Consider the following 25,822-nt stretch of genomic DNA (forward strand, 5'->3'; position numbering starts at 1 on the left):
AATATATATAATATATGAGGGAAGGCTTGAGTCGTCTTCCCTTTTATAAAGTTTAAAATTAAAAATGGTGGTGAAGTAGATGGCAAATAAAGACTATTATGCATCCCTTGGAATTGAAAAGGGAGCTTCAGATGAAGAAATAAAAAGAGCCTTTAGAAAGCTAGCTATAAAATATCATCCTGACAAAAACCAAGGTGATACAGAAGCAGAGGATAAGTTTAAAGAAATAAATGAAGCTTATCAAGTGCTTTCAGATCCAGAAAAAAAAGCTAGATATGATCAATTCGGAAGTGTAGATTTTGATGGAAGTGGATTTGGTTCAGGTGGATTTGGTGGCTTTGACTTCTCAGAAATGGGAGGCTTTGGAGATATATTTGATAGCTTCTTTGGTGGCGGTGGTGGAAGAAAAAGAAATGGACCACAAAGAGGTGCTGATTTAGAATACACAGTTAATTTAACATTTGAAGAAGCTATATTTGGTGTAGAAAAAGAAATTTCTATAAATAGAAGCGAAAAATGTGAGTCATGTAAAGGAAGTGGAGCAAAAACAGGTACTTCTGCAAAGACATGTCCAACATGTCATGGTCAAGGGCAAGTTAGAGTACAAAGGCAAACTCCATTAGGAAGCTTTGTTAGCACATCAACTTGTAGTACATGTGGTGGAAGTGGTAAAGTTATAGATGAGCCATGTACAACATGTCATGGAAAGGGAAATGTTAGAAAAAATAGAAAAATAACTGTGAATATTCCAGCTGGAGTTGATACAGGAAATGTAATGCCACTTAGAGGCCAAGGAGATCATGGAACTAATGATGGCCCAGCAGGAGATTTATATGTTAGAATTAATGTTACTTCTTCTAAAAAGTTCACAAGAAAAGGAAATGATATATATATAGATGCTCATATTTCTATGGGAAAAGCAGCATTAGGTACTGAAATAACTGTTGCAACTGTAGATGGAGATGTAAAATATATAATTCCAGCAGGAACACAATCAGGAACCTTATTTAGATTAAAAGGAAAGGGCGTTCCAAGAGTAAATTCATCAGGAAGAGGAGACCAATATGTTAAGGTTATAGTTGATATTCCTAAGAATTTAAATGAAAAGCAAAAAGAGGCTTTAAAGGTATTCATGGAATCTTGTGGAGAAAATATGGGGGAAGGAACTACCCATAAAAAAGGATTTAAAGATTTATTTAAATAAAAGGATTAGCATTTGCTAATCCTTTTTTCTTTAATGGATATAAAATAAAGAGTTTAAAAATTTGAATTTATATTAAATATTTTTATAAAAATTTTTACATTATAGATAATTAATATTTACAAATAATTATTATCGTATATAATAGAGATATATAATTTTATGAGATTTTGTAAAAGATAAAATAGAAATCTTAAAGCGAGGAGAATGATAAAATGAAAACAGTTAAATTTCAAGGATCACCTATAACATTAGAAGGAAATATATTATCAGTTGGAGATAAATTTAAAGATTTTTCAGTGGCAACAAATGATTTAGGAGAATTTACTTTAAAAGATACAAAGGGAGCAAGAGTGTTTTTAACAGTACCATCAATTGATACTCCAGTTTGTGATATGGAAGTAAAAAGATTTAATAAAGAAGTAGATAATTTAAATGGAGTAACTTGTTATACAGTATCAATGGATTTACCATTTGCTCAAGCAAGATGGTGTGGCTTAGAAGATGTAGAAAAAGTAAAAACTTTATCTGATTATAAAAGCAGAAGTTTTGGAGAAGCTACAGGAACATATATTAAAGAATTAGGTTTATTAACAAGAGCATCATTTGTTGTAGATTCAAATGATAATGTAACATTTGTAGAATACTTAGATGAGATTACAAGTGAACCAAGTTATGATAAAATTTTAGAAGCAGCTAAAGCAGTAAAATAGCAAAATAATATAAAATGCAAATTAAAAGTATTTGGTTAATCCGGATACTTTTAATTTTTATAATTTTATTTAAAAGGACTTAATTACTTTAGCTTAATATATAGACAGAAAGTTAACATAAGTGTAAAATAATAAATTAGTCAAAGTATGTTTGAAAGGACTGATTTAAATGCAAGGAACTTGGATAGAGGTTAGAGTTATAACTAAAAGTGAGGCACTAGAACCTGTTTCAGGAATATTTTATGGATTAGATTGTAAAGGGGTTGCGATTGAAGATCCAAATGACATATTAGAAAGAGAGCAAGGGCCATTAACTTGGGATTTTGCAGATATAAATGTATTAGAACATAAGGGCGAGGTTGCTGTTGTTAAAGCTTATTTTTCAGAAGAAGATAATATAGATGAAATATTAAAGTATATAAATGAAAAAATGGATGAACTTAAAGAACTTGGAATTGATACAGGAGTAGCTAAAGTAGAAAGTGAAAAAATGTTCGAAGAAGATTGGGCTAATAACTGGAAAAAGTATTATAAGCCAACTAAGATTGGAGAAAAAATAGTTGTAAAACCTATATGGGAAGAATATAATCCACAGGGAGAAGAACTAGTAATAGAACTTGATCCTGGCATGGCTTTTGGAACAGGTACCCATGAAACAACAAGAATGTGTATTCAATCTTTAGAAAAGTATGTAAAAGAAGATAGTACCGTTTTTGATGTTGGATGTGGATCAGGAATACTTGCTATAGCTGCAGCAAAACTTGGTTCTAAAATGGCTGTTGGCGTTGACTTAGATCCTGTAGCTGTTGAATCTGCTAAAGAAAATGTTGGATACAATAATTTAGAAAATATACAAATACTATATGGTAATTTAGTAGAAGTAATTGATGGAAAAGCTGACATAGTTGTCGCTAACATAATAGCAGAAGTTATATGTATTTTAACAGAAGATGTTAAAAGGGTTCTAAGTAATAATGGATACTTTATTACTTCAGGAATAATACATGACAGGGTAGATATGGTTACTAAGAAGCTTGAAGAAACTGGCTTTGAAGTGGTAGAAATAAATAAAGATGGGGAATGGAACTGTATAGTTGCCAAAGTAAAGTAGTTTTAAGGAGAATGAACAATGCATAAATTTTTTACTCCTAAAGAAAATTTTATAGATAAGCAAGCAAAAATTTTAGGTGATGATGTAAAACATTTATATAAAGTACTAAGGCTAAATGAAGGGGATAAAATAGTTTTAAACAATTGTACTGGTGAAGAATTTCTAGCTACTATATCATTAATAACTAAGCAAGAAGTAATAGTTGATATAGAAGAAAAACTTCAAGTAAACAATGAAAGCAATGTAAAAATATATTTATTTCAAGGATTACCTAAGGCTCAAAAGATGGATTTGATAGTTCAAAAAGGTACAGAGCTTGGAATTACTGAGTTTATACCAACCTTAACAGAAAGAGTTGATATAAAGCTAAAAGGAGATTTTAAAAAGCTAGATAGACTAAATAGAATTGCCTTAGAAGCTGCAAAGCAAAGTAAAAGAAGCTTAGTTCCTAAAGTAGTAGATCCAATAAGTTTTGAAGAAGCATTAGATAAAATGAAGAATTTAGATATAGTTATAGTTCCATATGAAAATGCTGAAAACTTTGGAATAAAAACTTTATTTAATAAGACTAATATTGATATATCTAAAATTAATACTGTTGGAATATTAGTTGGTCCAGAAGGTGGATTTGAATTAGATGAAATAAATAAACTAAAAGAAAATGGTGCTTATATAGTAACTTTAGGAAGTAGAATTCTTAGAACTGAAACAGCAGGTTTTGTAGCTACTTCTTTAGTTCAGTATGAGCTAGGAGATTTAGGAGGAAATTAATAATGAAAGTTGCATTTTCTACATTAGGCTGTAGAGTTAACGTATATGAATCAGAAGCAATGGCTGAGAAGTTTATAAGAGAAGGCTATGAAGTTGTAGATGCTAGTGAAGCAGCTGATGTATATGTAATAAACACTTGTACTGTCACTAATATGGGTGACAAAAAATCAAGACAAATTATAAGTAGAGCAAGAAGATTAAATGAAGGCGCTATAATTGCAGTTGTTGGGTGCTATTCACAAATAGCGCCTAAAGAAGTTTCAGAGATACCAGGTGTAGATGTTGTTCTTGGAACTAGGAACAAAGGTGATGTAGTTTACTATGTTAATAAAGCTAAAGATGAAGGTAAATCACAAGTTCATGTTGAAGGCGTACTTAAAAATAAAAAGTTTGAAGAGCTTAATATAGAAGAATATCAAGATAAAACTAGAGCTTTTTTAAAGATACAAGATGGATGCAATAGATTTTGTACATATTGTATAATTCCTTATTCAAGAGGATCAGTTTGCTCAAAGGATCCTAAGAAAGTATTAGAAGAAGTTAATAAACTTGCTGAACATGGCTTTAAAGAAATAATTTTATCAGGGATACATACAGCTTCATATGGATTAGACTTAGAAGGTAAAGTTAACTTGATAGATATAATAGAAGAAATTGAAAAGGTAGATGGAATAGAAAGAATAAGAATAGGATCAATTGAACCAGCATTCTTTACTCCTGAAGTTATAGAAAAGATTAAGAAGTTTAAGAAGCTATGTCCACATTTCCATTTATCATTGCAAAGCGGGTGTGATGCAACACTTAAAAGAATGAATAGAAGATATACGGCACAAGAATATGCTGATTCAGTAAATCTTTTAAGAGAAACTATGCCTGATGTATCTATAACAACAGATGTTATTGTTGGGTTCCCAGGAGAAACAGAAGGAGAGTTTAATGAAACATATGAATTCTTAAAAAACATTAAGCTTACTAAGACTCATGTATTTAAATATAGTCCAAGAAAAGGAACTAAAGCAGCAGATATGCAAGATCAAATAGATGGTAGCATAAAAGAAAAAAGAAGTAAGCTATTAATAGAATTAAGTAATAAAAATGAAAAAGAATTTATAGAAAAGTTTATAGGAAAAGAAATGAATGTACTTATAGAAACAGAGGTTAAAGGGCAAGAGGGTGTGTATGAAGGGTATACAAGAAACTATATAAAGGTTCAAGTGCCGTGTTCATGTACAGATGTTACTGGAAAAATAGTAGATATAGAAATAACAGAGTCAAAAGATGAAGTAGGGATAGCAAAGCTTTTATAATTTATAAAATAGTATAGTAATTTTAATTTAGCTATATCTATACAAATTAATTATAAATAATTTTCTTAATAATTAAGAGAAGGGTGGTGAATTTATGGATTGTATTTTTTGTAAAATTGCAAATGGTGAAATTCCGAGTAAGAAGCTATATGAAGATGATAAAGTTATAGCTTTTCATGATATTAGCCCAGAAGCTCCTATTCATTTTTTAGTTATACCTAAAGAGCATATTAAAAGTGCAAATGAATTAAATGAGCAAAACTCAAATATTATTTCACATATTTTCATTGTTATTAATAAGTTAGTAAGAGAACTAAAAATAGACGAAACAGGCTATAGAATTATAAATAACTGTGGGAAAAATGGGGGGCAAACGGTAAGCCACTTGCATTTTCATGTCTTAGGACAAAGAGAATTAAAGTGGCCACCAGGCTAAATAGTTTCAATCTAGATATTGACTTTAATATGTGTCTATTGTATAATATAGCGTGTGTTATTAAGCCCGTAGCTGAGTTAAATTAATTAATTTGAGCTAGCGGAGGGAGGGATAATAGATGTCAGAAATAAAAGTTGGAGAAAATGAAACACTTGAAAGTGCATTAAGAAGATTCAAAAGAAAATGCGCAAGAGCTGGAGTTCTTTCAGAAGTTAGAAAGAGAGAACACTATGAAAAGCCAAGCGTGAAGAAAAAGAAAAAATCAGAAGCTGCTAGAAAGAGAAAGTTCAAGTAAGAACTATTTTGGTTTAAAATTTCACTAAAACTTAATTTAATAAGCTATTATTGGAGGCTCACTTTAATCCAATAAGTGTGAAGGTATTGATTTCGAATCAATATATTAAGGTTGAGGACCATAAGGTTATATATTTTAGCAAAAATAAGTGTGAGAAATTATTATACTTGAATTTTAAAGGGAAATAGACAGGATTTAATTAATCATATTATTTGAGAATGTAGATCTTGTTAAATTACCTTCCTCAGCAGTTAAATAAAAGAAAAAATAAAATTATTAAAGAAACGGCTACACCATAGGTGTTAATAACATTGAAGATATAGCTAAGTTTTAATGAACTTAGTAATGACATTTTAAAGTCAATTGATAAGAAAAATATTAACTAATAAATAAAAGCAAAAGGAACTATAATTGCAGTTCCTTTTGCTTTTTTATTTTTAAAATTTATAAACAAATTATGTGTAATTTTCTATATATTCTTATCATAAAGTACTATTAGGAAAAATATAAGGAGAGAAAATTATGCAAGGAAAAATGGAAAAAAGTAGAGAAGTTATAGCTGAAAAATTTGATTTACCTAAAGATATAGTTTTAAATGTTCCTAAGATAACAATTATAGGAAATGATGAAATAACAATAGAAAATCATAAAGGAATAATATTGTTTGAAAGAAACATCATAAGAGTAAACACCAAGGTCAAAGTAATTAATATTGAGGGAGAAAACTTCGAAATATTATATATTGGAGATTCTACAATTACTATTAGTGGCAAATTCAAATCTATATCATACGAGGTGTAATATGGCGGGGGGAGTTTTTGATAGTGGAAAGGTAGTAGTTGAAATTAACATATTAAGACCAGAAAGACTTTTAAACATATTATGGAGTGAGAATGTAAATGTTATAAATGTTAAGCGAATAGATATAGCAACTATTAGAGTAACAATAAACTATAATGACTATAATACTCTGGTAGAAGCTGTTAAAAGGCTTAATGGAAAAAGTAAAATTATAGGAAGTTCAGGGATTTTATTTTTTATAGGTAGGTTAAAGAGTAAGATGTTTTTAGCTTTGGGTGGTGGAATGTTTATAATATTACTACTATATTTCTCCACTTATATATGGAGTATAGAGATAAATACTAAAAAGAATGTTGCTCCTTATGAATTAAGACAACAATTATATGACATAGGAATAAAGCCAGGAATAAGCAAAAAGAAAATAAAGGTTAAGGAATTAGAAAAACAATTAGAGAATATGAATTCAGATATACTGTGGTTAAGAGCGAGGATAGAAGGTTCTACATTAAAAATATTTATAGAAGAAAAGGTTAATCCTCCAGAAGAAAAGGAAAGAAAGCATGGGAACTTAGTTGCGAAAATGGAGGGGGAAGTAAGGAGGGTTTATGCATTTTCAGGAAGATCTGCAGTTCATATAGGTGATTTAGTTAAACCAGGAGATATAGTTATAGAAGGTATTAACGGAAAAGAAGAAGAACCTTATGAAGTTATACCAGAAGGTGTTGTTATGGCAAATACTTTTTATGAAAAAAGTATGAGAATTAAAATAGAAGGTACAGAATTAAAGAGAAATGGAAATAAAGATAGTGATATATATCTAAAAATATTCGGAAAAAAAATTTATCTTAAAAAGGCTACAAAAGAATTTAAAGAATATGATAGAATAGAAGAGAGTGGGAAAATACTAAATAAAGTTAAATATTTTCAAAAAGAAGAAGTTGCAGTTCAATTAACTGAAGAAGAAGCTGTTAATAAAGCATTAAATAATCTTGAAGAATCTCTTTACAACAATTTAACTAGAGAGGCTAAAATAGTTGATAGGATAGTAAATTCAAAAGAAGATTCAGATGGAAATATAATAGTTAATGTAGTTTTTGTAGTAGAACAAAATATAGTTAATAATGATCCTGTAGATTATTAGTATGGATTAATATTAACTATAGAGATTAGAGGGTGATAGACGTGGTTTTAGATAAAGAAAGCAAAAATGAAAACAAAAATGAAACTAAAAAAGAAGATAAAAAATACAAAAGAATCTTTATTTATTTATCTGTATTTTTAGCTATATACTTACTTCTATTAACTGTAATTGCACCTAAAAAGCATAATTTATCTGTTGGAGATATAGCACCAGTAGATATAAAAGCACCTATTGATACAATAGATGAAATTGCGACTAAGCAAAAAGAAGAAGAAGCTATGGCTAAGGCAAGAGAAGATAAGCAATATATTGTTAAAAGCGAAGTTAAAACACAAGCAATTGAAAATGTTAAGAAATTATTTAATAAGCTTGCAACTGAAAATTCGTCTACTAAAGAAGAAAAGGATAAAATAGCTGAAGTAAAAAAGATAGAAGAGTTTAGCTTAACTGATGCTGAATATAAGACATTAGTTGAATTAAATTCAGCAAAAGTTTCTGAGGTGCAAGAATTAGTAGTAAATGTATTAGAAAGAGTCTATAAAGAAGAGATAGAAGAAAATAAGTATGAAGATTTATTAGAGGCAAAGGGAATAGCAGATGCCCAATTATCTAATAGCAATATAGATAGAGGCTTAGAAGAGGTTTTAAAAAATATATGCTATACACAAATTAAGCCTAATAAATTTATTGATAATGATAAAATAGAACAGTCAATAAAAGAAGCTCAAAAAAGTGTTCAAAAAGAAATAATAAAGAAAAATCAAATTATAGTAAAAGAAGGAGAACCTGTAACTCAAAGGCAAATAGAAATATTAAAAGAATTAGGTCTTTTAAATAGTGGTACAACAAAGAATTACTTTTCATCATTTATTTCATTAGGAATATTAGTATCATTAGTATTATTCATTCAGTATGGCTACATATCTAGAGAAAGACCAGATATATTTAAAAATAATAGGATGATAATACTTATAAGCAGTATTAACCTTATAATACTTATAATTTCTATGGGACTTAATATAATTTCACCATATTTAATACCTTTGGTATGTAGTGCGATGTTAATGACTATATTAATAGATTATAGAATATCCTTAATAATTAACTTACTTAATATAATTTTTATATCTATAATAGTTGGCTTTAGCCCCGGAGTTATAGTTTTATCTATAGTAAATGTTGTGCTTGGCTCAACTGCACTAAAGAAGGTTCAACAAAGAAATGATATAATATATTCAACTCTGTATATAACTATTATATCTTCTGTAGTTACATTAACTTCAGGAATGTTAGCCTCAAATGATTTAAAAGAAATATTTATACAAACAGGATATACAGCTATAGGTGTTTTAATTTCTGGAATATTAGCAGTTGGATTATTACCATTTTTTGAATCAATATTTGATGTAGTTACTAATATAAAGTTATTGGAACTATCAAATCCTAATCAGCCATTAATGAAGAAATTATTAATGGAAGCACCAGGAACATACCATCACAGCATGATGGTTGCAAATCTAGCAGAAGCCGCTACAGAAGCAGTAGGAGGAAATCCAGTAATGGCTAGAGTTGGAGCATATTATCATGATATTGGAAAAACAAAGAGACCGTATTTCTTTGGAGAAAATCAAATGGGGAAAGAAAACCCTCATGATAAGATAACTCCTAATTTAAGCACATTAATAATACTATCTCATCCAAAAGATGGACTAGAGATGGCTAGGGAGCATAACATTCCTAAGGCTATTCAGGATATAATGGAACAGCATCATGGAACTACATTAGTTAAATATTTTTATTATAAACTTAAAAATTCTTCTGATAAGCCTGAGGAAATAAAAGAAGAGGATTTTAGATATCCTGGACCAATACCATCTACAAAAGAGTCAGGAATTATAATGCTTGCAGATAGTGTAGAAGCAGCTGTAAGATCTATCAGTGAACCAACAAAAGGCAAAATAGAAGAGATGGTAAATAACATAATAAATGACAAACTAAATTCAAGACAACTTATAAATTGCGATTTAACCTTAAAAGATATAGAGACTATAAGAAAAAATTTCTTGAAAACTTTAGATGGGATATATCATCATAGAATTGAATATCCAACAGAAAAGAAAGTTAAATAATTATTAATGTAATTTTATAAAGGATTCGAGAGGGAGGGGTTATAGTGCCTTTCCCTTTAAATTTAAACTAATTTAAAAGGAGATAAGTGATGTTATATACAGAAAATAGACAGGACAAATTAGAAGTTACAGAGGATTTTATAGAAAAAATAACAAGTGTATGTGATTTTGCATTAAAGGAAGAAGGGGTAAATTGTCAGTATCAAATTTCTTTATTATTTGTTGACAATGAAGAAATAAAAGAAATAAATAATGAAACTAGAAATATTAATAGAGAAACTGATGTACTATCATTTCCGATGTTAGATTTTAATGAGGGGAAAGTATTTAGTGACATGTATATAAATTATGATTTTGATGAAACATATAAAGATGGTGATGAATTAGTATTAGGGGATATGGTTTTATCACTAGAAAAAGCCTTAGAACAATCTAAGGAGTATAGACATTCATATGAGAGAGAAGTTAGTTACTTAGTAGTTCACTCAATATTACATCTATTGGGGTATGATCATATGGATGAAGATGATAAGAAAAAAATGAGGGAAAGAGAAGAAGAAATATTAAATAAATTAGAAATTAGAAGATAATAATATATAGTGAGGGGAATATATGAAGATAAAAAAGCTGGTAGAGAGCTTTAATTATGCAATAACAGGAATAATAGAGACTGTAAGAACTCAAAGAAATATGAAAATTCACCTGTTTGCTGCGTTATCTGTACTTTTAGCATGCTTCGTAATCGATATATCTAAAATGGAATTTCTTATTTTAGCAATTACAATTACATTAGTGCTTGTAGCTGAAATAATAAACACTGCAATAGAAGCAACTATAGATATGTCAACTAATCATTACCATCCTTTAGCTAAAATAGCAAAAAATGCAGCTGCAGGAGCAGTTTTAGTTACAGCAATAAATGCATTACTTGTGGGTTATATAATATTTTGGGATAAAATTTCATATATATCTTATGATGTAATACATAAGATGAAAGAATCAGAGCCATATATGATATTTATAGCATTAGTTTTTGTAATTATTGCAACATTAATAGTAAAATCTATTTTTGGAGAAGGAACACCATTAAGAGGTGGAATGCCAAGTGGACATAGTGCTCTTTCTTTTTCTATAGCCACAGCAATTTCTTTAATAACAGAAGAACCTATATGTATAGTCTTAAGTTATGTAATGGCATTAATAACAGCACAAAGCAGAGTAGATTCTAATGTTCATTCAATATGGGAAGTTATTGTAGGAGCATTGTTCGGGACATTACTTACTTTATTAATATTTGTTATATTCAAAATTTAATTTACAAATACTTTTATATATTAAAAACTTAACAACAATGCTTTAATTTTAGGAAAGTAATGATATAATAAAAGATACAATAATTTTGAAATGGAGGAATTAAAATGGATTATCAAATTCTTGTGGAAAAAGCTTTAGAGGCTAGAGAACTAGCATATGTTCCATATTCCAAATTTAAAGTAGGAGCTGCAGTATTATTTGAAGATGATAAGATATATACAGGATGTAATATAGAAAATGCATCATTCGGTGCAACAAATTGTGCAGAAAGAACTGCAATATTTAAAGGAGTATCAGAAGGAAATAAAGTTATAAGAGCAATTGCATTAGTTGGAGATATAAAAACTTATACAACTCCTTGTGGAATATGCAGGCAAGTTTTAAGTGAATTTATAGAAAATGAAAAAACTCCAATAATATTAATAAAGAATAAAGATGATTATAAAGTTAAAACCTTTGAAGAAATTATGCCAGGAGCATTTACAAAAAAGGATTTAGAAAATTAGGAGGAAAGATGTTTAAATCAGGATTCGTAACAATAGTTGGAAGACCAAATGTAGGAAAGTCAACTTTATTAAATCAAATAATGGGAGAAAAACTGTCTATAGTATCAAATAAACCACAAACTACTAGAAATAATATACAAACAATATTAACTGGTGAAAATCATCAACTGGTGTTCGTAGATACACCAGGAATACATAAGCCTAAACATAAATTAGGAGAATACATGGTGAATTCTGCAAAGGATTCTATAAAAGAAGTAGATCTTGTTCTATTCTTAATAAATCCAGAAGAAGAAATAGGAAGAGGAGATAAGTTTATAATAGAAACTTTAAAAAATCAAAAGGCCCCTGTTTTTTTAGTTCTAAATAAAGTTGATGAATTTACCCAAGAAAGAGTAGCTAAAACTCTCCAAATGTATTCATCAGAGATGGATTTTAAAGAAATAATTCCAATTTCAGCATTAAAGGGAAAAAATGTTGATAAATTAGTAGAATTAATGATTGGAGCAATGCCAGAAGGACCTAAATATTATCCAGATGATATGATTACAGATGTACAAGAGAGATTTGTAGTTTCTGAAATAATAAGAGAAAAAGCATTAAGAACATTAAGAGAAGAAATACCACATGGAATTGCAGTTGATATAATTCAAATGAAACAAAGTCCAAGTGGAACTTGGCATATTGAAGTTGATATGCTTTGCGAAAAAGATTCTCATAAAGGAATAATAATAGGTAAGAATGGGCAATCACTTAAGAAAATAGGTGAAAGTGCTAGATATGAAATTGAAAAGTTTTTAAGAAGTAAGGTTAACTTAAAGATTTGGGTAAAAGTCAGAAAAGAGTGGAGAGATAACCAAAACCTATTAAAGGAATTAGGATATAAGAAGGTTAAGTAAAATAAGGGGTTGGTATTTCTGTCACTACATAAAGTAAATGCAGTAGTTTTAAAAACTAAGGAATTTAAAGAGAATGATAAATTAGTATGGTTATATACAGAGAATTTGGGGAAAATAACAGCTATAGCAAAAGGATCTAGGAAAAGTAAGAGTAAATTTTTATCTCTTACTTTACCTCTATGCTATGGAGAATATGTTTTATTTAAAGGAAAAAGCTTATTTAATCTTCAAGAAGGTAAGATAATTAATTCCTTTCAAGGTCTTTTAGATAACCTAGATAAACTAACTTATTCATCTTATATTTGTGAATTAATAGATATATGTGTAGAAGAAGGAGAAGTGAATAGAGAGTTATTTAAAGATTTTCTAACTTGTATGTATTTACTTAATACAGATGCATTGGATTATGAAATTCTTATTAGGTCCTTTGAACTTAAATTGTTAAAAGCAACTGGATATGGATTAAACTTAGAAAGTTGCGTAAGTTGTAGGAAGAAGATATCGGTGTCAAATTATATATCTTTATCACATTATGGTGGGGTTTGTGAGGAGTGTTCAAGAGAACATGGAATTTATATATCTAGGCCAGCATATAATGCAATAAGATTTTTGTTAAAGGCACCTATGGATAAGATATATAAACTAAATATAAATGCAGAGGTAAAAAAAGATATAAGTAGGGTGACAACCTTTATTATATCATCAAACTATTCTAAAAAGCCTAAGAGCTTAGAAATGTTAAATTATATAAAGGAGTGAATAGATATGGGAATAACATTAGAAAAAGTAGATAAGGTAAAGGAAAGAACTGGTGTTAGCTATGCAGAAGCTAAGCATGCCCTTGAAATTAATGATGGAGATGTATTAGAAGCAATAATATATATAGAAGGAATGAAGGGAATAAAGCCAGATTACATAGAAGGTGAGTTTGGTAAAGAAGGTAGTACTGGTAAAGAAAAGTATGAAACTGTTGATGAACTAAAAAAATGGTTAAAGGACTTAATAAATAAAGGAAATGTTACAAGAATTAGAGTTAGCAAAGATGACAAAGAGCTTGTAGATGTTCCAGTAAATGCAGGAATAGCAGCTGGAGTAATAGCTATAATTATACCTCCTATATTAGCTTTTGTTGTGATTGCTGCAGTAGTTACTAAAATAACAATAGAAATAACTACGGCAGATGGTAGTGTTGAAGTTGTAAATAAATATATAACAAAAGCAGTAGATGACATAAGAGATGCGGCATCAGATGTGGCTTACAAGGTTAAAGATAAAGTAAATGAAGTTAAAAATGAAAAATTTAAAGGCGATATAAATAAAAGTAATAAAAAGAAGTCAGAGAAAAATGAACAAGTAGATGAAAAAGTATTTACATATACTGTTAATTTTGAAGATGAGGACTAAATTAAAGCAAATTTGAGATAAACAGGAGAAATAAGAGAATAAAGTAAACAGAAAAGGAATATTCAGCTAATATGACTAATTTTTCAGAAAATTAAGTATAGTCAAACTTTTATAAAATGTTATAATTAGAATGTAAATATCAAACTAATCTAAATTATCTGAATATTCCTTGTAAAAGCAGAAAGAGGGATAAAGTTGAAATTATCACAAAGGCAAGAGGAAATCATAAGGATAGTAAAAGAGGGACAGCCTGTTACAAGTGAAACTTTAGCTGATAAGTTAGGAGTAACTAGAGCAGCATTGAGAGCTGATTTAGCTATTCTAACAATGATAGGCATATTAGATGCTAGACCTAAGGTTGGTTATGTATATTTAGGAGAAGCTCATAATACTAGAATATTAGAAAATATTTCAAAAGTTCTAGTTGGAGAAATAATGTCTAAACCAGTTACAGTAAGTGAAGAAACTACAGTGTATGATGCAATCGTATTCTTATTCTTAAATGATGTAGGAACTTTATTTATAGAAAATAATGGGATATTAGTTGGTGCTGTTTCAAGAAAAGATTTTTTAAAAACTGCTATAGGTGGAACTGATATACATAAGGTTCCTATAGGTGTAATAATGACTAGAATGCCTAACATAATATGTGGATATAGCGATGACAGTGCATATAGCTTAGCAAAAAAAATTATAGAGCATGAAATTGATAGTATTCCTATAGTAGAAAAAGTAGAAACAGCAATTAATGAAAAAAATAAATTTAAGATAGTAGGTAAAATATCTAAGACTAACATAACAAAACTTTTTGTTAAATTAGGAGAAGGTAATTAAAAAATATGGGTTAATTATTTAGGGTAACTACAGTGCTATTAGTACTGTTAGTATATATATTCAATTTGATTGAACGGAGGAGTATTGAGATGGAGAAAAAGAAGTATGTTTACCTTTTTAGTGAAGGCAACGGGTCAATGAAGAACCTTCTAGGAGGTAAAGGGGCAAATTTATCAGAAATGATTTTACTAGGAATTCCAGTACCACAAGGATTCACAGTTACAACAGAAGCTTGTAACAAATACTATGAGGATGGAAAGGTAATCGCACAAGAAGTTATTGAAGAAATTCACGAAAAAATAACAGAATTAGAAAAGATAACAGGAAAAGAATTTGGTAGCTTAACAAAACCGTTATTAGTATCTGTAAGATCAGGGGCAAGAGTATCAATGCCAGGAATGATGGATACAGTATTAAATCTTGGTTTAAACGATAAATCAGTAGTCGCTATGGCGGATTTAACAGGAAATCCAAGATTTGCATACGATTCATATAGAAGATTTATACAAATGTTCTCAGATGTTGTTATGGATATTGAAAAGAGATTATTTGAAAATCTAATAGATGAGCTAAAAGAGGAAAAAGGTGTTGAAGTTGATACTGATTTAACAGCTGAGGATTTAAAGGTATTAGTTGATAGATATAAAGAGCTTTATAAGAAAGAAATGGGAGAAGAATTTCCACAAGATCCAAAAACTCAATTAATTGAATCTATTACAGCTGTATTTAGATCATGGGATAATCCAAGAGCTATAGTTTATAGAAGATTAAATGATATTCCAGGGGAATGGGGTACAGCAGTTAACGTACAAGAAATGGTATTTGGTAATAAAGGAGAAACTTCAGGTACAGGAGTTGTATTCTCAAGAGACCCAGCTACTGGAGAAAATAAAATATATGGTGAGTACTTAATGAATGCACAAGGTGAAGACGTTGTTGCAGGTATAAGAACACCACTTCCAATAGCTAAATTAGAAGAGCAAAATCCAGTAATATACAAACAATTTACTGATATAGTTCATACATTAGAAAATCACTATAGAGATATGCAAGATATGGAAATTACTATTGAAGAAGGAAAGTTATACTTCTTACAAACAAGAAATGGTAAGAGAACAGCTCAAGCTGCATTGAAAATTGCAGTTGACTTAGTTGAAGATGGAATGTTAACTAAAGAGCAAGCAATATTAAAAGTTGATCCAGCTCAATTAGATTCTTTACTTCACCCAGCATTCCATACAGAAGACTTAAAGAATGCTACACCAATTGCAAAAGGACTTCCAGCATCTCCAGGAGCAGCTTGTGGTAAAATAGCTTTCACAGCTGAAGAAGCAAAAGAAAGAAACGAAAAAGGAGAAGCTGTTGTTTTAGTAAGACTAGAAACTTCACCAGAAGATATCGAAGGTATGATAGCTGCTAAAGGTATTTTAACAGTTAGAGGTGGTATGACATCTCACGCAGCTGTTGTTGCTAGAGGAATGGGAACCTGCTGTGTTGCTGGTTGTGGAGAACTAAAAGTTAATGAAGAAGCTAAAACTTTAGAAGTAGGCGGAAAAGTTTATACAGATAATGATTTTATTTCAATAGATGGTTCAACTGGTAATATATATGGAGAAGCTGTTAAAACAGTTACACCAGAAATTTCAGGACATTTTGCTACATTTATGGGATGGGCAGATGAAATTAGAAAATTAAAGGTTAGAACTAATGCTGATACTCCAAGAGATACTAAGCAAGCAGTAGAGTTTGGAGCAGAAGGTATAGGATTATGTAGAACAGAGCATATGTTCTTTGCAGAAGATAGAATTATGGCAGTAAGAGAAATGATAGTTGCTAAGAATGAAGAACAAAGAAGAAAGGCTCTTGAAAAGTTACTTCCAATGCAAAGAGAAGACTTTATTGGAATTTATGAAGCTTTAGAAGGAATGCCAGCAACAATAAGATTCCTAGATCCACCACTACATGAGTTCTTACCTCATAATGATGAAGATATAGCTGAATTAGCTAAAGATTTAGATATAACTTTCGAAGAGTTAAAAGCAACTGTTGAAGAATTACATGAATTTAACCCAATGATGGGGCATAGAGGATGTAGATTAGCAGTTTCATATCCAGAAATAGCTGAAATGCAAACTAGAGCTGTAATTGAAGCAGCAATAGAAGTTAGAAAAAACAAGGGCTATGATGTAGTTCCAGAAATAATGATTCCTCTTATCGGAGAAATAAAGGAATTAAAATATGTTAAAGATGTAGTTGTTAAAACTGCAAAAGAAGTTATGGAAGAAAAAGGTGTTGAAATAGAGTATATAGTAGGTACTATGATAGAAATACCAAGAGCGGCATTAACTGCTGATGCAATAGCTAAGGAAGCAGAATTCTTCTCATTTGGAACAAATGACTTAACTCAAATGACATTTGGATTCTCAAGAGATGATGCTGCTAAATTCTTAAAGGATTACTATGATAAGAAGATTTACGAACAAGATCCATTTGCTAAACTAGATCAAACAGGTGTTGGAGAGCTAGTTAAGATAGCAGTAGAAAAGGGTAAATCAGCTAGACCAAATATCAAGCTTGGAATATGTGGAGAGCATGGTGGAGATCCATCATCAGTAGAATTCTGTCACAATATTGGATTAAACTATGTATCATGTTCACCATTTAGAGTTCCAGTTGCAAGACTTGCAGCTGCACAAGCACAGGTTAGAAATAAGAGATAATATATTAAGAGGAGGTTTTTAGCCTCCTCTTTTTTTAGTTTAAAATTTTACATCATAATATTTTGTGAATGCATTCATAAGTTCATAGGTAAACTCTAATTGGTTTTCAGTCCTATCTAATCCTTTTTCAAGTAGGGCAATAAAAGAATTTTTATTACATTTCCTTATATTCTTATAGTAATCTCTAGATAGTTTCCAAAATTTTTGAGGAAAAGCAATATAAGCTAATATATATTTAAAATCTGAAGAAGAGAGAGGATTTTCTTCCATATAGCTATCAAGGATATCTAGGGTTAAATTAATTTGCCAATTTGTATTTTCTCTTTTTAGCAATCGTCTTAAAAAATAAGAAATATCTCTTGAGCAATAGTCCATTTTACATTTATCAAAATCAATAAGAGAAATATTGTTACTATCTATTAAGATATTTTTATTTACATAATCACCGTGACAAAGAGATACTGAAAGTTCATCAGTAATAATTGAAGAAGAGACTTCAAATGAAATCTTAGCTAGTTCTAGATTTTCATTGACATTCTTTAGGAATATTTTGGAAAATCTATCATTATACTTATGAGCATCATTTATACTAATTAATAGTTGATTAAAATGTTTTGATATAGTTTCATTGTAATTGTCCAATCCTTCTCTAGAGCTACTGCCTTTAATTGGAGAAAAATTTTTAGAAGCTTTATGTAATTTTCCTAGAGTTCTTGAGGAAAGTAAAACATTGTCTAAATTATCAAAATCACATTTTTCACCTTTAAGCCAAGGGGTTAAAATAAATAGCATATCTTTATATTTAACATACCTATTTCCATATATAGTTGGCAAAAGCTTTGGAACGTGGATTTTATTTCTATAACACCATTCCATAGCTGAATATACATATAAAAGATTACCTTCATCATAGTAAACTTTTTTTAAGCAATAACTTCTATTATTAAAATCTATTCTATATACAGCTCTTTGCTTTTCTGTATCTTTAAATTTAATACTAATTATAGATGCATTTTGAAGATTGTAATAAGATAAAATATTAGATTTTATTTCATTAAGAGGAAGCAACTCATCCTTTAAATCTGATACTAAGTTTTCCATTATTCTCTCCTTATAAAATTACTCATTATTAAGATATTAGTAAAAAAAAGAAAATATACTTGGTATTAAATATATTATTATAAAATATGTTTAAATAGAGGAAAATAGAGAAAAATATAGAATATGTAATATAGAGGTGAGATATATGAATGTGAGAGAAAAAATAGAGGGTTTCGAAAGGTTGACATTAGTTCCTCAAGCTACTTTTAGCAATTCAACTTTAGGTAGAAAAAGACCAGAAGAAAATGATACAGTAAGAACTTGTTTTATGGTTGATAGAGATAGAATTATTCATAGTAAATCTTTCAGGAGGTTAAAACATAAAACACAGGTCTATATAAAAACTTTTGGTGATCATTACAGAACTAGATTAACTCATACATTAGAAGTATCTCAAATAGCTAGAACAATCGGAAGTGGAATTGGTTTAAATGAGTCTTTAATTGAAGCTATTGCATTAGGACACGATTTAGGCCATGTAGCATTTGCACATAATGGAGAAGAAGTATTAAATGATTTTTTAGGTGGGTTTAGACATAATGAGCAAAGTGTGAGGGTTGTTGAAAAGCTAGAAAAGAATGGATTAGGATTAAATTTAACATTAGAAGTAATAGATGGAATACTACATCATAGTGGACTTGAAAATGGAGCCAATAAAGCTAAGACATTAGAAGGAAGAGTTGTAAAAGTTAGTGATAAAATAGCTTACTTAAATCATGATATAGACGATTCTATTAGAGCTGGATTACTTAGTGAAGATATATTGCCAAAAGAAATTATAAAGGTTTTAGGTAAAACACATTCTCAAAGAATTGAAACTTTAGTAGTAGATGTTGTAAAAAATACCACAAATGCATTAAATAATAATGATGTAGATATTAAATTTAGCAGTGAAGTATGGGAAGCGATGACAGAACTTAGAAGATTTATGTTTAAAAATGTTTACTTAGGGGATATTTTAAAGGTAGAAAGAAGTAAAGCAAAGTTTATATTAGAAAACTTAATAAATTACTATTATAATCATGAAAATGAATTGCCTGATTTATATAAGGAGGTAGCTATAAAAGAGGGGCTAAAAAGAGCCGTTGCAGATTATATAGCTGGCATGAGTGATGATTATTGCTTAAATACATTTAACTCCCTATTTGTTCCTAAATTAGTAATATACTAAGTTTTTGGAAAATAAGAAAATATTATTTTAAAAGGAATTTTAAAGCTTATAAAGAATATAAATAAAGATGATTCATAAAATTTCATAAAATTTTATAAAATTTTTATTTTAAAGAAGGAAATATAGAAAAAATGTCGAAATTAATATAAGTTGACGAAAATTATTGGTAAGGAGGTGAATCTCCTTGCAGATTTCTGAAGAGATTCTAGAAAAGATAAAAGAACAAAATGACATAGTAGATGTAATATCTGAGTCAGTTAGACTTAAAAGGTCTGGAAGAAACTTTTCAGGACTATGTCCATTTCATAATGAAAAGTCTCCGTCATTTTCCGTATCTCAAGATAAGCAAATATATAAATGTTTCGGTTGTGGGGAATCAGGAAATGTAATTACTTTTATTATGAAAAATAGAAATATGCCCTTTGTTGATGCAGTTAAGTATTTAGCTGATAGAGCAAATATTCCAATAGAAAATGATAGAGGAAGAATAAGTCCTACTGCAAAAAAGAGAGAAATACTCTATAAAGTCAACGTAGAAGCAGCTAGGTTTTTTTACTCAAATTTAAGGTCAACAAAAGAAGCAAAGGAATATTTTTTAAATAGGGGCATAAAAGAAGAGACTATAAAGAGATTTGGGTTAGGATTTGCAAAGGATAGCTGGAATAGCTTACTTTTTTATTTAAGAAAGTTAGGTTATAAAGATGACTTACTACTTGAAGCTGGGTTAGTTTCAATTTCTGAGAAAACAGGGAACAGGTATGACAGATTTAGAAATAGAGTTATATTTCCAGTTTTTGACTATAGGGGGAAGGTAATAGGATTCGGAGGAAGAGTTCTAGATGATTCAAAGCCAAAGTATTTAAATTCACCTGAAACCTTAGTTTTTCAAAAAGGAGTCAATTTGTATGGATTAAACTTTGCAATAAAAAATAAGATGTCTGAAAGATATTTTATTATTGTAGAGGGCTATATGGATTTAATAACTCTACATCAATATGGAATTACAAATGTAGTAGCTTCTTTAGGAACAGCTTTAACTACAAATCAAGCAAGATTATTAAAGCGCTATGCAGATAAGGTTATAATATCATATGATGCTGATTTTGCAGGTCAGGCAGCTACTATGAGAGGGCTTGATATATTGAAAGAAGCAGGCTTTGATGTTAGGGTTTTAAGTATTCCTCAAGGAAAAGATCCAGATGAATATGTAAGAAGTAACGGAAAAGAGGCATTTATAAAATTAATAAATAGTGCTGAAAGCTTAATCGATTATAGGCTTAAAAAGGCTGAAGAAGGAATAAATCTTAAAGATAGCAATGATTTAATTGAATATGGAAAAAGGGTTACAGAAATATTAGCAAATGTTAATCCAATAGAAAAAGATGTCTACATAAAGAAGATATCAGAAAATACATCTATACGGGAGCAAACATTATATGATTTATTGTCAAAGAAAATGACAAAAAATATAAAAGAAAATAATTTTACGTATAATAAGGAAGATAATGGAACAAAATTATATTTAGAGCCAGCTTTTTTAAAAGCTGAGAGATCTTTAATGAAGTTATGTTTAGATGAAGACTATTTTGATTATATTAGTAAGTTAATAAGCCAAGAAGAGTTAATTCTTCCAGAACATAAAGAGATTTTTTCTATTATTAAAGATGCTAAAAAGGGAAACATAAATAATATAGTTACCTTTTTAGAATCAAGATGTACAAATGTAAAAACTATTGAAGAAGTTGTTAAAATAAAAGAACAACATGTGTTAATAGGTAATAATAATAAAAAGTTAATACAAGATTTTATCAAGCAATTAGATAATTATAAATTAAACCAAAAACTAGAAGAATTAAAGCGTAAGCAAAAACTTTTAGAATCAGAGGGCAAAATTGAGGAATCTATACAAATAGCAATTGAACTTAAAAAAGTTAATGAGCAGTTAAAGAGAGGTGCAAAGTAGCAGTTGGTAATAACGGAAGGAGGTAACAAAATGGTAGATGAAAAAACAAAAGCTAAACAAGTTAAAAAAGATAATGAGGACAAAAATAGCAAAATGAATATAGTTAAAAATCTACTAGATAAAGGAAAGAAGAGTGGTACTTTAACATATAAGGAAATAATGGATGAAGTTGAACATATCGATTTGAGTCCAGAACAAATAGAGAAAATTTATGAAGTGTTAGAGTCAATGGGAATAGAGGTTATAGGTGATGCTAATGGTGCCGATGCAGTTGAAGAAGAGTTAGAATTAGATTTAACTATTCCAGAAGGTATTGCTATAGATGACCCAGTAAGAATGTACTTAAAAGAAATTGGAAAAGTTCCTTTATTATCCTCAGAAGAAGAAATAGAGTTAGCTAATAGAATAGAACAAGGGGATCAAAGAGCTAAGAAAAAATTAGCTGAAGCAAATTTAAGACTTGTTGTAAGTATTGCTAAAAGGTATGTTGGAAGAGGAATGTTATTTTTAGACCTTATACAAGAAGGAAATTTAGGACTTATAAAAGCTGTAGAAAAGTTTGATTATAGAAAAGGATTTAAGTTTTCTACTTATGCTACATGGTGGATAAGACAGGCGATAACTAGAGCAATTGCTGACCAAGCAAGAACTATTAGAATACCTGTTCATATGGTAGAAACTATAAATAAGCTAATAAGAGTTCAAAGACAATTGTTACAAGAGTTAGGAAGAGATCCTTTCCCAGAAGAAATCTCAAAAGTTATGGATTTACCTGTAGATAAGGTGAGAGAAATCCAAAAAATAGCTCAAGAACCAGTATCTCTAGAAACTCCAATAGGTGAAGAAGAAGATTCACATCTTGGAGACTTTATACCTGATGATGATGCTTTAGCACCAGCAGAAGCAGCTGCATTTACAATGCTTAAAGAACAATTAATAAATGTATTAGATACTTTAACACCTAGAGAAGAAAAAGTATTAAGATTAAGATTTGGATTAGATGATGGTAGAGCAAGAACCCTTGAAGAAGTTGGTAAAGAGTTTAATGTTACAAGAGAAAGAATAAGACAAATAGAAGCAAAGGCTCTTAGAAAATTAAGACATCCTTCAAGAAGTAAAAAATTAAAGGATTATTTAGATTAGCACCAAAAGGTGCTAATTTTAATTTAGCAAGGAGAAGAAATATGGAACTAAGCGAAAGATTAAATTTTATAGTTAAAAATATTGAAAACACATCAGTTTTAGCAGATATAGGAACAGATCATGGTTATATTCCTTTATATGCATTAAAAAATGGAATTTGCAGCAAAGCTATTGCAGTAGATATAAATAAAGAGCCATTAGATAAGGCGAAACTAAATGCTATATTAGAAGGAATGGGAGATGAACTAGAATTTAGGTTAGGTGATGGACTTGCAGTTTTAGGTCAAGGTGAAGTTGATGTTACTGTTATTGCTGGTATGGGAGGAAATTTAATTAGAGATATACTTGAGGCACATATTGAAAAAGTAAATGATATGAGCTATTTAATACTTCAACCAGCACAAAATCCTGAAGTGTTAAGAGAATATCTTTATAATAATAATTATGAAATAATAAGCGAAGATCTTTGTTTAGATGATAATGTATATTATGAACTTTTTAAAGTAAGAAGAAGGGAAGGGGAAGCTACTAAATTAGATTCAATATACTATGAAGTAAGCCCTAAATTCCTTATGAGTAAGCATCCTTTAATGAAGGAATATTTAATTTCAAAAGTAGAAAACTATAAAAAGATACTTGGATTTATAACTGAAAGTACAGTTAATGCAAGTGAAAGAAGAAAATTAGTAAATGAAAAGATAGATGTAATTTCAAATATGATTAATTTTCTATAAGGAAGATGATATATGAAGAAAGTTAAAGATATTATAAATATAATGGAAGAGTTTGCTCCTGTTACATTAAAAGAAGATTTTGATAATGTAGGCCTTATGGTAGGAGATAAAGAAAAATCAGTAAAAAAAATACTTTTAGCCTTAGATTGTACTCTAGATGTAATCGAAGAAGCAAAGGAAAAAAAAGCAGATTTAATAATAACTCACCATCCTCTTATATTTAAAAAGCCTAGTAGTATAACTACTGATACTTTAATAGGTAAAAAGATAATAGAACTTATAAAAAATGATATAAGCTTATATTCTAGTCATACTAATTTAGACTCTGCAGAAGAAGGTCTTAATGAAACTATAGTAAATATATTAGGATATGATTCTAAAGAGCTTATAGAAACAAATAAAAAGGCTAGAAATAATAATGAGGGATTAGGAAGAATTGTTAGATTAGAAAATGAAATAGAAATAGAAGAATTAATAAAAAATATAAAAGAAAAACTAAATATAAAATCTTTAAAATTAGTTGAAGGTTGTAAAAAGATAAAAAATATAGCTATTATAAATGGAAGTGGTTCTAGCTTTTTTGAAATAGCTTATAAAAAGGGTGCAGATTGCATAATAACAGGAGATACTACATATCATTATGCATCTGATTATAAGGAAATTGGAGTATCGATAATAGATACAGGTCATTTTTCATCAGAATGGATTGTATTTTTATCAGTAATGGAAAAATTAAATAATAAATTATCAGATATAGAAATTATAATATCAAATAAAAGTGAAGATCCTTACACATTTGTGTAGGGATTTTTTACTTTGTATTAAATTATAAAAATAAGTAAATTATGGATAAATTTTTAGAAAAAATTGCAGTTATATAGCATCTTGGAAATTTTTTTATATACACAAACTTAATATTACAATCATATAATAGATAATAAGAATATTATTTTGGAGATGAAGTATGGGTAAATCATATCATAGAGGAAAAAGTAAATCGTGGACCAAAGTCTTTCAAAATAGCTTTAAAGATTTATGTGATGGAATAGTAAAAAAATTTAATGGAGGAGTTGTAATTAGACCACGGTGCTGTAATCGTGGAGCTAGAATATGTATATATGTACTTATTGTAGTAACTCTCCTATTTTCAGGATTGGGGTTTTATTCTTGGGTAATATTAGGAATGTTAATATTAGTACTACAATTTGTTTAATTTGTAAAAAATATCATTTGTGTTATTAATTAAGTTATGGTAATATAGTCTTTGCGAGTAAGACATGCAATCGCTGCTAGACTAGATCTAGGAGAGGAAAGTCGGAGCTCCATAGGGCAGGGTGCTGGATAACGTCCAGTCAAGGCGACTTGAAGGAAAGTGCAACAGAGAGATACCGCCTAATTTTTAGGTAAGGGTGGAAAGGCGAGGTAAGAGCTCACCAGCATCATGGTGACATGATGGCTATGTAAACCCCACCTGGAGCAAGGTCGAATAGGGAAACATTTAGGGGTTGCCCGCCCCGTTTCCGGGTGTACCGCTTGAGCTTATTGGTAACAATAGGCCTAGATAGATGATTGCTTAATACAGAACTCCGCTTACGGCTTATCTCGTAACATGAAAAACACTAGGTTGATGCCTAGTGTTTTTCTTTTTAGATAAAATTTTAAAAGTCCTCAAATTTTTCTATTATCCATAAAGGATCGAAGCTAATAATATATTTATGAATTCTATAGTATGCTCCATATTTATCTCTATAATAGGATAGAGATTCATTTAAAAATTCTTCAGTTACATCAAAAAATTCTGCTATTTCATATTTATTAGGAATTCCTTTCTTATAGCAAGTAATTAAATCCTCTATGCTAATTAGCTTTTCATATCCCCATCTTCTTGCAATTATTTCTTGCTTCCTATTATTTATTTTACTTTGATCAGTTATATTTCCAACTGTTTTATGGTAATGTCCTAGCTCCTCAGCTAGAATACATTTTTTTTCTTTGTTAGTAACTAGTTTTTTATTAATAGCAATTCTAATTCCCTTACAGTAACCATCTTTAGTGATTAAATTAGCTTCTTTAACTATTACACCTAAATTATCAGCTTCTTTTAGTAAATATTCATAATCCATAAAAC

At 29.3% G+C, this 25,822-nt stretch carries 26 protein-coding genes and 1 other RNA gene; 25 read left to right on the top strand and 2 right to left on the bottom strand.

Going from position 1 to position 25,822, the window contains the following annotated elements; all coding sequences use genetic code 11:
• Window positions 1-79 precede the first annotated feature (79 nt).
• The 18 genes from dnaJ (at window position 80) to ppdK (ending at window position 17,582) form a co-directional block, all read left to right on the top strand.
• Window positions 80-1,204 (top strand): molecular chaperone DnaJ, encoded by a 1,125-nt coding sequence (gene dnaJ, locus ACYUEX_RS05015; protein WP_460286824.1) that lies wholly within the window; start codon window positions 80-82, stop codon window positions 1,202-1,204.
• A 212-nt stretch (window positions 1,205-1,416) separates the two neighbouring features.
• Window positions 1,417-1,914: a thiol peroxidase gene (gene tpx / locus ACYUEX_RS05020; RefSeq protein WP_411168649.1), complete on the top strand. Its 498-nt coding sequence runs from the start codon at window positions 1,417-1,419 to the stop codon at window positions 1,912-1,914.
• A 169-nt stretch (window positions 1,915-2,083) separates the two neighbouring features.
• Window positions 2,084-3,025 carry a 50S ribosomal protein L11 methyltransferase gene (gene prmA / locus ACYUEX_RS05025; RefSeq protein WP_460286825.1) on the top strand — a complete coding sequence of 314 codons (942 nt, stop codon included), beginning with the start codon at window positions 2,084-2,086 and terminating at the stop codon, window positions 3,023-3,025.
• 18 nt (window positions 3,026-3,043) lie between these two features.
• Complete coding sequence (locus ACYUEX_RS05030) at window positions 3,044-3,796, top strand: RsmE family RNA methyltransferase (RefSeq protein WP_460286826.1); 753 nt, start codon at window positions 3,044-3,046, stop codon at window positions 3,794-3,796.
• Window positions 3,797-3,798: 2 nt separating this feature from the next.
• Window positions 3,799-5,103 (top strand): tRNA (N(6)-L-threonylcarbamoyladenosine(37)-C(2))-methylthiotransferase MtaB, encoded by a 1,305-nt coding sequence (mtaB, locus tag ACYUEX_RS05035; protein ID WP_460286827.1) that lies wholly within the window; start codon window positions 3,799-3,801, stop codon window positions 5,101-5,103.
• 94 nt (window positions 5,104-5,197) lie between these two features.
• Window positions 5,198-5,539 carry a histidine triad nucleotide-binding protein gene (locus ACYUEX_RS05040; RefSeq protein WP_411168645.1) on the top strand — a complete coding sequence of 114 codons (342 nt, stop codon included), beginning with the start codon at window positions 5,198-5,200 and terminating at the stop codon, window positions 5,537-5,539.
• Window positions 5,540-5,657: 118 nt separating this feature from the next.
• Window positions 5,658-5,834: a 30S ribosomal protein S21 gene (rpsU, locus tag ACYUEX_RS05045; RefSeq protein ID WP_008429643.1), complete on the top strand. Its 177-nt coding sequence runs from the start codon at window positions 5,658-5,660 to the stop codon at window positions 5,832-5,834.
• Between the two features lie 522 nt (window positions 5,835-6,356).
• Entirely contained in the window at window positions 6,357-6,635 is a 279-nt protein-coding gene (gene yqfC, locus ACYUEX_RS05050; protein ID WP_460286828.1) for a sporulation protein YqfC, read from the top strand.
• A gap of 1 nt (window position 6,636) precedes the next feature.
• Window positions 6,637-7,776, top strand: a complete 1,140-nt coding sequence (yqfD, locus tag ACYUEX_RS05055; RefSeq protein ID WP_460286829.1) for a sporulation protein YqfD — start codon at window positions 6,637-6,639, stop codon at window positions 7,774-7,776.
• A 32-nt stretch (window positions 7,777-7,808) separates the two neighbouring features.
• Complete coding sequence (locus ACYUEX_RS05060; protein WP_460286830.1) at window positions 7,809-9,905, top strand: HD family phosphohydrolase; 2,097 nt, start codon at window positions 7,809-7,811, stop codon at window positions 9,903-9,905.
• Window positions 9,906-9,994: 89 nt separating this feature from the next.
• Window positions 9,995-10,495: an rRNA maturation RNase YbeY gene (ybeY, locus tag ACYUEX_RS05065; protein ID WP_411168641.1), complete on the top strand. Its 501-nt coding sequence runs from the start codon at window positions 9,995-9,997 to the stop codon at window positions 10,493-10,495.
• A gap of 22 nt (window positions 10,496-10,517) precedes the next feature.
• Window positions 10,518-11,219: a diacylglycerol kinase gene (locus ACYUEX_RS05070; RefSeq protein ID WP_460286831.1), complete on the top strand. Its 702-nt coding sequence runs from the start codon at window positions 10,518-10,520 to the stop codon at window positions 11,217-11,219.
• A 104-nt stretch (window positions 11,220-11,323) separates the two neighbouring features.
• A complete protein-coding gene (locus tag ACYUEX_RS05075; RefSeq protein ID WP_411168639.1) occupies window positions 11,324-11,725 on the top strand; it encodes a cytidine deaminase in 402 nt (133 codons plus the stop codon).
• 8 nt (window positions 11,726-11,733) lie between these two features.
• Window positions 11,734-12,624, top strand: coding sequence for a GTPase Era (era, locus tag ACYUEX_RS05080; protein ID WP_411168638.1), 891 nt, complete (start codon window positions 11,734-11,736; stop codon window positions 12,622-12,624).
• A 9-nt stretch (window positions 12,625-12,633) separates the two neighbouring features.
• A complete protein-coding gene (gene recO / locus ACYUEX_RS05085) occupies window positions 12,634-13,383 on the top strand; it encodes a DNA repair protein RecO (RefSeq protein WP_460286832.1) in 750 nt (249 codons plus the stop codon).
• A gap of 6 nt (window positions 13,384-13,389) precedes the next feature.
• Window positions 13,390-14,028: a DUF4342 domain-containing protein gene (locus tag ACYUEX_RS05090; protein WP_460286833.1), complete on the top strand. Its 639-nt coding sequence runs from the start codon at window positions 13,390-13,392 to the stop codon at window positions 14,026-14,028.
• Between the two features lie 195 nt (window positions 14,029-14,223).
• Window positions 14,224-14,862: a helix-turn-helix transcriptional regulator gene (locus ACYUEX_RS05095; RefSeq protein WP_460286834.1), complete on the top strand. Its 639-nt coding sequence runs from the start codon at window positions 14,224-14,226 to the stop codon at window positions 14,860-14,862.
• Window positions 14,863-14,951: 89 nt separating this feature from the next.
• Entirely contained in the window at window positions 14,952-17,582 is a 2,631-nt protein-coding gene (gene ppdK, locus ACYUEX_RS05100) for a pyruvate, phosphate dikinase (protein WP_460286835.1), read from the top strand.
• A 39-nt stretch (window positions 17,583-17,621) separates the two neighbouring features.
• On the opposite strand, the gene ACYUEX_RS05105 is transcribed toward ppdK, so the two are convergent.
• Window positions 17,622-18,683 (bottom strand): CotS family spore coat protein, encoded by a 1,062-nt coding sequence (locus tag ACYUEX_RS05105; protein WP_460286836.1) that lies wholly within the window; start codon window positions 18,681-18,683, stop codon window positions 17,622-17,624.
• Between the two features lie 145 nt (window positions 18,684-18,828).
• Here ACYUEX_RS05105 and ACYUEX_RS05110 point away from each other — a divergent pair, with 145 nt between their 5' ends.
• The 7 genes from ACYUEX_RS05110 (at window position 18,829) to rnpB (ending at window position 25,303) form a co-directional block, all read left to right on the top strand.
• On the top strand, window positions 18,829-19,854 hold the full coding sequence (locus ACYUEX_RS05110; protein ID WP_460286837.1) for a deoxyguanosinetriphosphate triphosphohydrolase: 1,026 nt from the start codon (window positions 18,829-18,831) through the stop codon (window positions 19,852-19,854).
• A gap of 184 nt (window positions 19,855-20,038) precedes the next feature.
• A complete protein-coding gene (gene dnaG, locus ACYUEX_RS05115; RefSeq protein ID WP_460286838.1) occupies window positions 20,039-21,817 on the top strand; it encodes a DNA primase in 1,779 nt (592 codons plus the stop codon).
• Window positions 21,818-21,847: 30 nt separating this feature from the next.
• Complete coding sequence (gene rpoD, locus ACYUEX_RS05120; RefSeq protein ID WP_460286839.1) at window positions 21,848-22,960, top strand: RNA polymerase sigma factor RpoD; 1,113 nt, start codon at window positions 21,848-21,850, stop codon at window positions 22,958-22,960.
• Window positions 22,961-23,001: 41 nt separating this feature from the next.
• Entirely contained in the window at window positions 23,002-23,694 is a 693-nt protein-coding gene (locus ACYUEX_RS05125; RefSeq protein ID WP_460286840.1) for a tRNA (adenine(22)-N(1))-methyltransferase, read from the top strand.
• 12 nt (window positions 23,695-23,706) lie between these two features.
• Window positions 23,707-24,498 carry a Nif3-like dinuclear metal center hexameric protein gene (locus ACYUEX_RS05130; RefSeq protein WP_460286841.1) on the top strand — a complete coding sequence of 264 codons (792 nt, stop codon included), beginning with the start codon at window positions 23,707-23,709 and terminating at the stop codon, window positions 24,496-24,498.
• Between the two features lie 160 nt (window positions 24,499-24,658).
• Window positions 24,659-24,907 (top strand): hypothetical protein, encoded by a 249-nt coding sequence (locus ACYUEX_RS05135; protein ID WP_460286842.1) that lies wholly within the window; start codon window positions 24,659-24,661, stop codon window positions 24,905-24,907.
• A gap of 54 nt (window positions 24,908-24,961) precedes the next feature.
• Window positions 24,962-25,303: RNase P RNA component class A (gene rnpB / locus ACYUEX_RS05140), an RNA gene on the top strand.
• 49 nt (window positions 25,304-25,352) lie between these two features.
• Here rnpB and ACYUEX_RS05145 read toward each other — a convergent pair.
• Window positions 25,353-25,817 (bottom strand): ImmA/IrrE family metallo-endopeptidase, encoded by a 465-nt coding sequence (locus ACYUEX_RS05145; protein WP_460286843.1) that lies wholly within the window; start codon window positions 25,815-25,817, stop codon window positions 25,353-25,355.
• Between the last annotated feature and the right edge of the window lie 5 nt (window positions 25,818-25,822).

This window comes from Clostridium sp. CTA-7, from assembly GCF_054768095.1.